General features: G+C 69.5%; 10 protein-coding genes. 6 read left to right on the top strand and 4 right to left on the bottom strand.

All coding sequences use genetic code 11. The annotated features are described in order from the left end of the window. Positions 1-186: 186 nt before the first annotated feature. Positions 187-597: an energy transducer TonB gene (locus tag VEW47_05455; GenBank protein HYS04622.1), complete on the bottom strand. Its 411-nt coding sequence runs from the start codon at positions 595-597 to the stop codon at positions 187-189. Between the two features lie 5 nt (positions 598-602). Beyond that, positions 603-2,708, bottom strand: coding sequence for an ATP-dependent DNA helicase RecQ (locus tag VEW47_05450; protein HYS04621.1), 2,106 nt, complete (start codon positions 2,706-2,708; stop codon positions 603-605). Positions 2,709-2,822: 114 nt separating this feature from the next. On the opposite strand from VEW47_05450, the gene VEW47_05445 reads away from it, so the two are divergent. Then, positions 2,823-4,496 carry a hypothetical protein gene (locus VEW47_05445; protein HYS04620.1) on the top strand — a complete coding sequence of 558 codons (1,674 nt, stop codon included), beginning with the start codon at positions 2,823-2,825 and terminating at the stop codon, positions 4,494-4,496. After that, complete coding sequence (locus VEW47_05440; protein ID HYS04619.1) at positions 4,493-5,158, top strand: hypothetical protein; 666 nt, start codon at positions 4,493-4,495, stop codon at positions 5,156-5,158. The genes VEW47_05445 and VEW47_05440 overlap by 4 nt, the downstream gene beginning before the upstream one ends. Positions 5,159-5,173: 15 nt before the next feature. On the opposite strand, the gene VEW47_05435 is transcribed toward VEW47_05440, so the two are convergent. Beyond that, positions 5,174-6,547 (bottom strand): peptide MFS transporter, encoded by a 1,374-nt coding sequence (locus VEW47_05435; protein HYS04618.1) that lies wholly within the window; start codon positions 6,545-6,547, stop codon positions 5,174-5,176. A gap of 145 nt (positions 6,548-6,692) precedes the next feature. Here VEW47_05435 and VEW47_05430 point away from each other — a divergent pair, with 145 nt between their 5' ends. From VEW47_05430 to VEW47_05420, 3 genes are all read left to right on the top strand, one after another. Further along, positions 6,693-7,649, top strand: a complete 957-nt coding sequence (locus VEW47_05430) for a hypothetical protein (protein HYS04617.1) — start codon at positions 6,693-6,695, stop codon at positions 7,647-7,649. Positions 7,650-7,732: 83 nt separating this feature from the next. Further along, positions 7,733-8,338: a DUF1579 domain-containing protein gene (locus tag VEW47_05425; protein HYS04616.1), complete on the top strand. Its 606-nt coding sequence runs from the start codon at positions 7,733-7,735 to the stop codon at positions 8,336-8,338. A 418-nt stretch (positions 8,339-8,756) separates the two neighbouring features. Further along, a complete protein-coding gene (locus tag VEW47_05420; GenBank protein ID HYS04615.1) occupies positions 8,757-9,275 on the top strand; it encodes an acyloxyacyl hydrolase in 519 nt (172 codons plus the stop codon). 85 nt (positions 9,276-9,360) lie between these two features. On the opposite strand, the gene VEW47_05415 is transcribed toward VEW47_05420, so the two are convergent. Next, entirely contained in the window at positions 9,361-9,720 is a 360-nt protein-coding gene (locus tag VEW47_05415) for a VOC family protein (protein HYS04614.1), read from the bottom strand. Between the two features lie 64 nt (positions 9,721-9,784). On the opposite strand from VEW47_05415, the gene VEW47_05410 reads away from it, so the two are divergent. Beyond that, the coding region (locus VEW47_05410) for an AraC family transcriptional regulator (protein HYS04613.1) at positions 9,785-10,063 on the top strand (279 nt) is incomplete at its 3' end.

Genomic DNA, 10,063 nt, shown 5'->3' with positions numbered 1-10,063 from the left:
CCCGAAGACTCAAGGAGCGTGCCACAGACCCGGCTCGAGCAAGAGACGACCCTTCAATCACTTCCGCAACCGCACCCCACCACCGTCGTCCGCCAGAAGACACGACCTCCGACCACCCTCACGCCTTCGGTCGCAACACTCACGGCGCCACGTTGAGCGGGATGGAGCGTGGGACGGAACGAGGACTCAGTCGTACTCGAAGTGGAAATGGACCTCGACGCCGGGTCGGGAGTAGGTCTTCGGCAGCGGGTCGAACGGCGCGGCCTTACGGACGGCATCGAGCGCCGCTTTGTCCCAGGGATCGGAGCCGCTCGCCAGGTGCAGCGTTGGAGCCGGCGCCGTGCCGTCCTTCTGGATGACCACGATCACAACCGCCTTCTTCCCCGCTTCCGGCAGGCTCGCCGGACGCTTCCACGCCGACGCGACTTTCGTGTAGATCTTCTTCTGGTAGGCCTCGTCCTTGAAATCGGCCGCGAAGTAGACCTTGAGCTGCGGCGCGGCCGCCGACAGTCCGGGGTCCGTGAGGGGGTGTCCAGCGAGCCCCAGGAACAGGACCGCTCCCAGAACACGCGTCAGGACGGCGCGGCGATGAGTCACGGGGATCAGCCCTCTGGTGAGCGCGGCGTCAGGATCAGAAGCAGGTCGTCGCCATACTGCTCGATCTTCGCCGGCCCGATTCCCCGCACCGACCGGAGACGCCCGCGGTCGGAGGGTCTGAGCGCAGCCAGCTCCTCCAGGGTCGTGTCGTGGAAGATGACGAATGCGGGAACACCGCGGCGCTTCGCTTCGGCCGAGCGCCAGGTCTTCAGGCGCCGCAGGAGCTCGCCGTCGGGCCCCGGCCGGGGCGTCGCGTCCTGTCCCGCCATGGACACCTCCCGGGTGCGCCGACTCCGGGCGGGGCGAGGCGGCGGCGCCGGCTTGTCCCCTGGAAGGGCGAGAAGCGGCCGGTGCTCCGCCCGCATGACGGCCGCCCCCTCCTCCGTGACCCCCAGGACGAACGCCCCGGGACGCCCGCCCTCGATGCCGCGACGCTCCAGGAGCGACGCGTCCACGAGCGTCTCCAGGAGCGCCTTGACCTCGTCGATCGTCTGATCCCGGAGCCTGCCGTACGTCGGAATCCGATCGAGACGACGATCGAGCACCTCGCGGCTGCCGCTGCCGACGAGGACCTGGGCGACCCGCTCCACTCCGAACCGGCCCTGGAGCCGGGCCACCGCCGAGAGGGCGATGCGGACGCGCTCGAACTCCCGGTCGTCGAGTCTGCGCCCCTCGACGCGCCGCCAGCCGAGGCAGACGTCGCACGTCCCGCAGCCGGGAATCGCCCCGCGGCGCCCCGCGCCCGCGAAGTAGTCGTAGATGAAGCGCGTCCGGCAGCCCCGTCCGAAGGCATAGCGGAGCATGGTGTCGAGCCGCGTCCGGTCACGCACCGACTTGTCGGCCTGGGCCGCGAAATCGATCGGCGGCTCGCCCTCCCCGAGCGGCAGCCCGCGGCTCTCCGCCGCCCGGCGCAGGAGACGCGCCGCGGTCGACGCGGCCATACCCAGCGCGGCGTCTCCCGCCGCGGCCGAATCCTCGATCGCCGCGTCGTCCTCCACCTCCCCCAGGAGTCTCCACACCTGCCGGAACACCGCCTCCGGTGGATTGGACCCTGCCAGGAAGAATTCCTGCGTCCGCACGTCGGCCGGCCCGAACAGCAGCACACCGCGCGACGGGAGGCCGTCCCGCCCGGCGCGGCCCACTTCCTGGTAGTACGCCTCGAGACTCCCGGGCACGTCGGCATGGGCCACGAAGCGCAGGTCCTTCTTGTCGACACCCATCCCGAACGCGTTGGTGGCGGCGATGGCGTCGAGGTGTCCGGCGAAAAAGTCGTCCTGCACCCGCGTCCGCTCGGCGTCGGCGAGCCCGGCGTGGTACCGGCCGGCGCGCAGCCCCCGCTTCTCGAGATACTCGGCCCAGATCTCGACGTTCTTCCGTGTCGCCGCGTAGATGATGCCCGGTGGCCCGACGTCGCGCAGCAGACGCTCGAGGACCGACGCCTTGTCGGCGCGCGACCGGCACGCCTCGACCGCCAGCGTCAGATTCGGACGCTCGAACCCCGTCACCATCTCCAGCGGGTCCGACAGGCCGAGCTGCCGCGCGATGTCGGCGCGCACGTCCGGCGTCGCCGTGGCCGTGAACGCCGCAGCCGGGACTCCGAGCTCTCCCCTGAGGCCGCCGAGACGGCCGTAGTCCGGCCGGAAATCGTGCCCCCACTGGCTGATGCAGTGCGCTTCGTCCACCACCAGGCGAGCGATCCGCAGGCGCGCCAGGACCGCCCGGAACGCCCCGCTCGCCAGGCGCTCCGGTGCCATGTAGACGAGACGCAGCCGTCCGGCGGCGAGATCGGACTCCGCCGCGGCCCGCTCGGCCGCCCCGAGGCCGGAGTGGATCCCCGCCGCGGCGATGCCGCGCGCCCGCAAACCGTCGACCTGGTCCTTCATGAGCGCGATGAGGGGGGATACCACGACCGTCGTCCCCTCGAGCAGCAGGGCGGGCAGCTGGAAGCAGAGCGACTTGCCCGACCCGGTCGGCATCACGGCCACCAGATCCCGCCCCTCGAGGACGGCGGCGGCCGCGTCCTGCTGCCCCGGCCGGAACCGCTCGAAGCCAAACCGTTCCTGGAGCGCCTGGAGGAGTGGATTCCCTCCGGTCGCGTCGCCAGTGAGCATGCCGATGTCTCCCGCCCTCGATTCCCGGATGAGGAAGCCTACTACAGCGCGGTGCCGATCCTGCCGGTGAATGCGGCGGGGAGGCGTGTCCGGGTCGCGTGTTAGCATCGGCGCGTGGACCAGGTCACCCTGCCGCCCGGCTGGGAGCACCACGCGGCCCCGGCGGCCACCCTTTTCGATCCCCTCGGGCCCTCGATCGCCTGGTGGGCGACGGGCGCGATCCTCTCCCTCGCGGCGTTCGTCCTTCTCACGGCGCGCCCCCGTCTGTCGCTGGCCCTGGCGCTGCTGTCCGCGCTGGCCCTGGCGATCGCGGCGAACGGACTCGTCGACGATGCGTACATCCAGTTCCGCTACGCCGCCAACCTGGCGGCCGGCCGCGGGCCGGTGTTCAATCCCGGCGAACGCCTGGAAGGGGCGAGCGGCGGGATCTGGATCGGCGCCGTCGCGCTGGCGAGCGCGCTGACCCGCGTGGACGCCGCGCTGTGCGGCCGGGTGTTGTCTCTCGTCGCCGCGGTCTGCTCGGTCGTCGCGGCCGCGGCCTTCGGGCGCGCCTGCGGCGGCCGGCGCGGCGCCGCCCTGGCGGCCATCGCCTGGGGGTCGATCCCGACGGCCGCGCTGTATGCCGCGACCGGCCTGGAGACGAGCGCCTACACCCTCGCGCTCTGGAGCGTGGCGGCGTCGGTCGTCCGGGATCGGCGCGGTCCCGCGGCCGCGGCGGGGGCGCTGGTCGCAACCCTCCGGCCGGAAGGGGTCGTCCTGGCGCTCGGAGCGGCTCTGTTCTTCCGGCGCCTCGGTCGCGCGGGGCGCGCCGCTGTCGTGGGTTGCCTCGCGGGTGCACTCGTCATCGCCTGCGCGCGTCTGGCCTGGTATGGAGCGCCCGTGCCGCGTCCGGCGCTGGTCAAGGGGATCGTGGCTCCGGCGGGGGTGGCCGCCGGGCTGCGCTATCTCGGCCAGGCCGCGACCGAGTGGTGGCCGCTCGTTCCGGCGCTCCTGTGGATGGCACCCCGCCGGCGGGCTCTTCTCCCCATCCTCGTCCCCGTGGCGCTTCTGACCTGTCTCGTGGTGACGCGCGGAGGGGACTGGATGCCGGGAGGGCGCTATCTCGTGCCGCTCGTCGTGCTCCTCGTCGCCATGGCGACGGCGACCGTGGCGGGCCGGGTCGGCGACGGCCGGCCGACCGGTCCGGCGAGGCTCGCCGCGCTCTGGCTCGCTCCCGGTCCTCTGGCCTGGGGTCTCCTCCTCCTGATGCCGCACCCGGGGCCTCTCGAAGGGTTGCCACGCATCCCCATCGGCGGCGCCTGGCGCGCCATGGCCGAGCACCGCGTCCAGTCGCGCTGGTGGGAGGCCCTGGGCTCCTGGCTGCGGGAGAACGCGCCTCCCGGAACACATCTCGCCAGCGGTCCTTCCGGGGCCTTGCCGTACGCTTCGAGGCTCCCGACGTTCGACATATATGGATTGTGCTCGCTCGTGACCAATCGGGGCGGGACGGAGGCGGGGCACGGACTGTGGGGACTGCGCGAGGCGGTGGCGTCCGGCGCGGATATCATCTATCCGGGCCGTGAGCTCCTTCTGGTCGAGAGTCCCGGCAGGGCTCTGCCGGCCGCGGAGCGCCGCATCGCCGACGAGACCGACCCGCTCGCGGGCTACCGGCCGGTGACGATCACGCACGTCCCCGAATACCGTCTCGATTTCCTGCGGGACGTGATCTGGGTTCGCCGGTGGAAATCGGGCCCCGCGCTCACTAGATTATCGAAGAACGGCGAGGATTCGCCGGGGAGAGGTCGATGAGCCTTCCGGGTGGCGCGCCGGGCCCGTTTCGCCGGTTCTACCGCGTGTTCCGCTGGGTCCTGCTCGCCGGTCTCACGACAGTGCTGGTCCTCATTCTATGGACCGCTCCCCCGCCCAAGGTCGCGCGCGACCCGGAGGCTCCGCGGCGCCTCGAGCGGAAGCTCCAGCAGTTCGCGGTCGACGCAAGTCTCGGTCACTCCCCGCCCCTGCGCCTGGACGAGGCGGAGGTCAACAGCTGGATGGAGACCAACCTGGCGCTGGCCGCCAGGCCGCCCGTGCGCCCGGTCGCCGATCCGTCGGGTTCGGAGCGGGCGATCCCGCTCGACTCTCCGACCAGCCTGACGGTCGAGGAGGCGCAATCGAACGTGCGCGACGTGAAGGTCCATATGAGCGGCGACCAGATCACCGCCTACGTCCTGTTCCACCTGTACGGGAAGGATCTGTCGCTGACGCTCGAGGGACGCCTGTCGGCCCAGGAAGGCTACCTCCGCCTGTCCCCCACGCGGATGAAGCTCGGCTCCCTGCCGATTCCGCAGGCCACCGTGGACCGGGCGATGGCGTCCCTCTTCGAGTCCCCCCAGAACCACGACCGCTTCCGCCTGCCGCCCGACATCCGCGACCTGCGCGTCGACAATGGCGAGCTGGTCGTCACCTGGCGCTGAGATCGCCGGCGTGACCTAGCGGACGCCGCTCATCAGGCGTCTGATCGGTCCATTCAGCGCCAGGAGGATCAAGGCCGCGACCAGAGTGATGGCGGCGATCGCGCCGAACAGCATGGGAAGCGGGACCGAGGCGCCGAGACCGGCGGACCAGCCCGCCAGCTTGTTCCCGGCGGCGATCGACATGAACCAGACACCCATCATCAGGCCCACGACGCGCGTGGGAGCGAGCTTGGTGACCACGCTGTTGCCGACCGGGCTCAGGCACATTTCTCCGCACACCTGCAGGAAATAGGCGGCGACGAGCCACAGCGGGCTCACCAGCGCTCCCCCGGGCCCGCCGGCCTTCAGGCCGGCCGGGAACAGCAACACGAACGACACCCCGACGAGCAAGAGCCCCAGAGTGAATTTCATCGGCGTCGAAGGCTCTCTCGTCCCGAGGCGCGACCAGATCCAGGCGAACACCGGCGCAAGCATGAAGACCAATATCCCTTGGATCGACACGAACCAGCTGGCCGGGAAGGTGAAGCCGAAGACGACCCGATCGACGTGCCGGTCGGCGAACAAGTTGAGGGTCGAGGCGGCCTGCTCGTAGGCTCCCCAGAAAAGGGAGGCGAACAGGAAGAACACGCACACCGCACCGATGCGCTTCCATTCGACGGCGGTGAACCCGAGAACGCCTCTCACACCAGCGGTCCCGGTCGCCACCTTCGCTTCGGACGCCTGGGGTGAGGCCGCAGGCGCGCGGGGCGCCGGGGCGGCCCCCTCCTCAGGCCTCAGCCGGCGGCGGCCGGCGACGTACTGCACCAGCCCGAGCGTCATCCCCACTCCGGCGCATCCGAAGCCGAGGTGCCAGTCCACCTTCTGCGCCAGCGCCCCCGCGATGATCGGCCCGAGGAAGGCGCCGAGGTTGATCCCCATGTAGAAGATCGAGAAGCCGGCGTCGCGCCGCGCGTCGTCCGGACGATAGAGCGATCCCAGCAGCGTGGTGGCGTTCGGCTTCAGAAGACCGGTGCCGATCACGATGAGCGTCAGCCCGAGGTAGAAGAACGGCAGCGCCCGGAAGGCGAGGGTGAAATGCCCCAGTGCGATGATCGCGCCGCCGACGAGGACGCTGCGGTATGCGCCCAGGAGGCGATCGGCGACCAGCCCGCCGCCGATGGTCGCGAGCCAGATGCTCCCCGTGTAGGTGCCGTATACCGAGCCGGCATGCATGTCGTCGAAGCCGAGTCCGCCGGCGGCCAGGGGAGCGGTCATGTAGAGGATGAGGAAGGCGCGCATTCCGTAGTAGCTGAACCGCTCCCACATCTCGGTGAAGAAAAGCGTCGACAGGCCGCGCGGGTGTCCGCCCCACCCTGCTCCCGATCCCGCAGCGCCGCTCCCGGTCATCATCGTCACCTGTGCCGTCTGGTTCTCTGCGCCCGGGATTCGAGGCCTGCAGGGCCGGGCGCGGCGGGATTGTAGTATGAAGGCGGGTTGACAGCACGCCCCCACCGGGGCTTAGGATTGCGGCTTGAAGCGATAACGAGAAGCGCCTATGCCGCTCCATCGCCCGCTGCCGGATCTCCTTCCATACGCCCGCCGATGCGCGGCCGTTTTCTGCGGTCTCGGGCTTGTTCTCCTGCAATCGGCTTCCTCGAGCCAGAGCGCGAGCGCGTCGCCGATCGGCTCGATCCGGACCGCGTCGACCACGGCGACGTGCGATCCCCCGGGTCCGGCGCCGCGCTTCGGGTGTCAGTGGTCCACCGACGTGTGCGACTGGTTCTGCCCGGTGTGCGATCCGTTCGGCGCTCCCCCGCGCACGTCGTGCAACTGGGACGGGAAACTCTGCAACTGGCTCTGCCCCGGCTACACCGGCGTGGAGGTGACGGTCCAGACGGTGCAACCGCCCGTCCGGGATGCGACCGTGTACGTGCGCCTGTCCTCTTTGTGCGCGGCCACCGGAGTCGTGGCCGCCTGCGCCGGCAGCTTCGTGGTCTATCCCGGTATGCCGATCTCCCAGAAGTGCCAGGCCATCGCCGACGCGATCTCGAACAATTGCTCGTCGGCCGGTTACGCCGTGACAGAGAATGATTGCCGGCTCGAGGCGACCCTCACGGCAAGCAACCTCGGCTGCCCGGCGACGCAGTTCGCGCTCGGCCTGTCGAACGACGCGGGTGTCTTCGACCAGACGGGTCAGGGACCGCTGCCGGACGGTGAATCCGACAGCACGACCGGGATGACCGGGTCCTGCACTCCGATGCCGGGACCCGTGAGCAATCTCCGCCTGGCGACCCCGGGCGACGGCGGGGACATCCAGTTGACGTGGGACGACGCGACGAACGCCGACGGCTACGTGGTCTTCAGCGACACGGCCCCGAACGGGACGTTCAGCACAGTGGCGGGAACCGCGCAGAGCGGAGCATCCGGTTCGACGGTCGGCATGCCGCCTGGAAACGAGTACTATCTCGTCGCCGGGAGCAACACCTCGTGTGGCGTCGGACCCAGATACTGAACGCGGCGGGTCGTCGCCTGCGTTATACTCGCGCCCCGCATGGCCCTGAACCGCACGCACTCTCGCTTCGAGGAGGAACCGAAATGCGCAAGCACGCAGGATTGATGTGCGCCGCCGCCGCGATCGCCCTTGTGGTCACATCGGCGTCCGCTCAGACGGGAAAGCAACCGCCGCAGATGACTCCCGAGCAGAAGGCCGAGATGGAGGCCTACATGAAGGCCGGCACGCCGGGCGCCCCGCACCAGACGCTGGCCTCCTCGGCGGGGAACTACGATCTGAAGTTGAGGAGCTGGCAGGCGGCCGGGGCTCCCCCGATGGAGGAGACGGGGACGGCGACGCGCGCCATTACGCTCGACGGACGCGTGCTGGTCGAGGATGTCAGCTCGTCGATGATGGGCTCGCCCTTCACCGGTCACGGCATGATGGGCTTCGACAACGTGACCGGCAAGTACTGGTCCACGTGGAACGACAGCATGTCGACCGGCCTGATGGTGAGCGAAGGGACCTGCGATGCGCAGAAGAGCTGCACCTTCATCGGCCACTGGAACGATCCGGTCAAGAAGACCCCGGTCAAGGCGCGGATGACGACGCGGTGGACGAGCCCGACTGTCCAGGTCTTCGAAATGTATGCCCCGGGCAAGGACGGCAAGGAATTCAAGATGATGGAGATCACCTACACCAAGAAGTAGCCGGGCGGGCGTGCCGCAAGGACGCGCCGCCCCCTACGGCGGCGCGTGAGAGGCCCGCAATCCTTCGCGAGTCCGCCGCGAGTCCGGCTCCAGACTCAGGGCCTGCCGATAGCGGGCGGCCGCGGCAGACCGCCCTGTCGGCCTCCTGCAGGGCGCGTGCGGCCTCCTGAAATCCTCCCCGTAGACGTCGTTCCGCGAATCCATCGCCACCCTGATCGCAGGGTAGACCTGTTGATCGTTCTCCGACACCTGTTTGATTTCAGACAGTCGAAGTTCTCCACCGTGCAGCGGAGTCAATCCGCATAACCGATGCCGCGCCAGCCTCTTGTTCATCGCGACTCGGGAGGCGGCAGCGTTGGCACGCGGCGTGAAAAGGGAGATGGCTGCATGAGTACGAATCGAAGTCGGAGAAGGGATCATGGCACGAACGGTTCGGACACTCTTCATCGCTCTCGTCCTCTCGGCTGCGGCGGGCGCGGTTGACGCCCGGGACACGCAGTCCCCGCATGCCGGATCGTTCAGCGTGGGCATAGGGGCGTTCAACATGGGCCACCCGCATCGTTCCGACGGCTTCGGCCTCGAGTATCGCCTCGACTCGCGGGCCTGGAAACCGCGTGAGTCAAGACGGTTTTCGCTCGTTCCGACGTTCGGGATCACCGGCACCTCCAAGGAGGCCTTCTTCGGCTACGCAGGCCTGCGGTCAGATGTTGATCTCACACGGAGATGGCGGATGACTCCCGGATTCGCGGTGGGTGTCTATGACCGGAATGGGGACATCGATCTCGGCGGTCCGATCGAGTTCCGATCGAGCCTCGACGTATCGTGCGCCGTCACGAACGGGATGCGCATCGGCGTCACGCTCTATCACGTCTCGAACGCCAGACTCTACGACCGGAATCCCGGGATCAACGCTCTCGCCTTCGTGCAGACGTTCTGATTCCCGATGGCTGGGGTCGGGTGCGGGGCCGAGGAGGTGCGCGTCCGCGCCGGAGCGCACCTCCTCGGCCCTCAGGAAGGGTTATTCACCGCTGGCAGACCGCCTCGATGTTGTTGCCGTCGGGGTCGAGGACGAAGGCGGCGTAGTAGTTCGGCCCGTAGTTGTCGCGGATTCCCGGGGCTCCGTTGTCCCGTCCCCCCGCGTCCAGCGCCGCCTTGTGAAATGCGTCGACGCCGGCGCGGTCGGCGGCGGCGAACGCCAGGTGCAGCGCCGGCTCGTGCGGCCGCCCCTGCGCTATCCAGAGCGCCGACGCGTCCTCGGCCGCGAATCCCGCACCCCCCTCGGACTCGTCGATCACCTTGTAGCCGAGCGGCGCGAGGGCCCGCTGGAAGAACCTCCGGCTCCTCGTCCCCTCCTTGACTTTGAGCGAAACGTGGTCGTACATCGTGTCTCCTCCTTTCGTATCCGGTATGCTGAAAGCGTTGTAGAACGCCAGGGAGGTCCGGGTCTTGGCGAATATTGCGCTCGATCTTGAAACGGCCCTGGAGCGTCGGGCGCGCGACGGCACCGCGGGATGCACGACGACTCGCTGGCTGGCCGGCGGCGACGGTTGGAGGGTGGGGGACGTCGTCTGCACCTCCGGGCCAGGCGATCGACCGTACGAGGAGCGCCACGCGCGCTTCACAATCGCCATGGTGACCGCCGGCACCTTCCAGTACCGTTCGGCCGCGGGGCGGGAGCTGATGACCCCGGGGTCTCTCATGCTCGGCAACCCCGGCCAGTCCTTC

The organism is Candidatus Dormiibacterota bacterium (assembly GCA_035635555.1).
Classification (GTDB): Bacteria; Acidobacteriota; Polarisedimenticolia; order Gp22-AA2; family Gp22-AA2; genus Gp22-AA3.
This window is presented reverse-complemented; position numbering and strand designations above follow the sequence as displayed.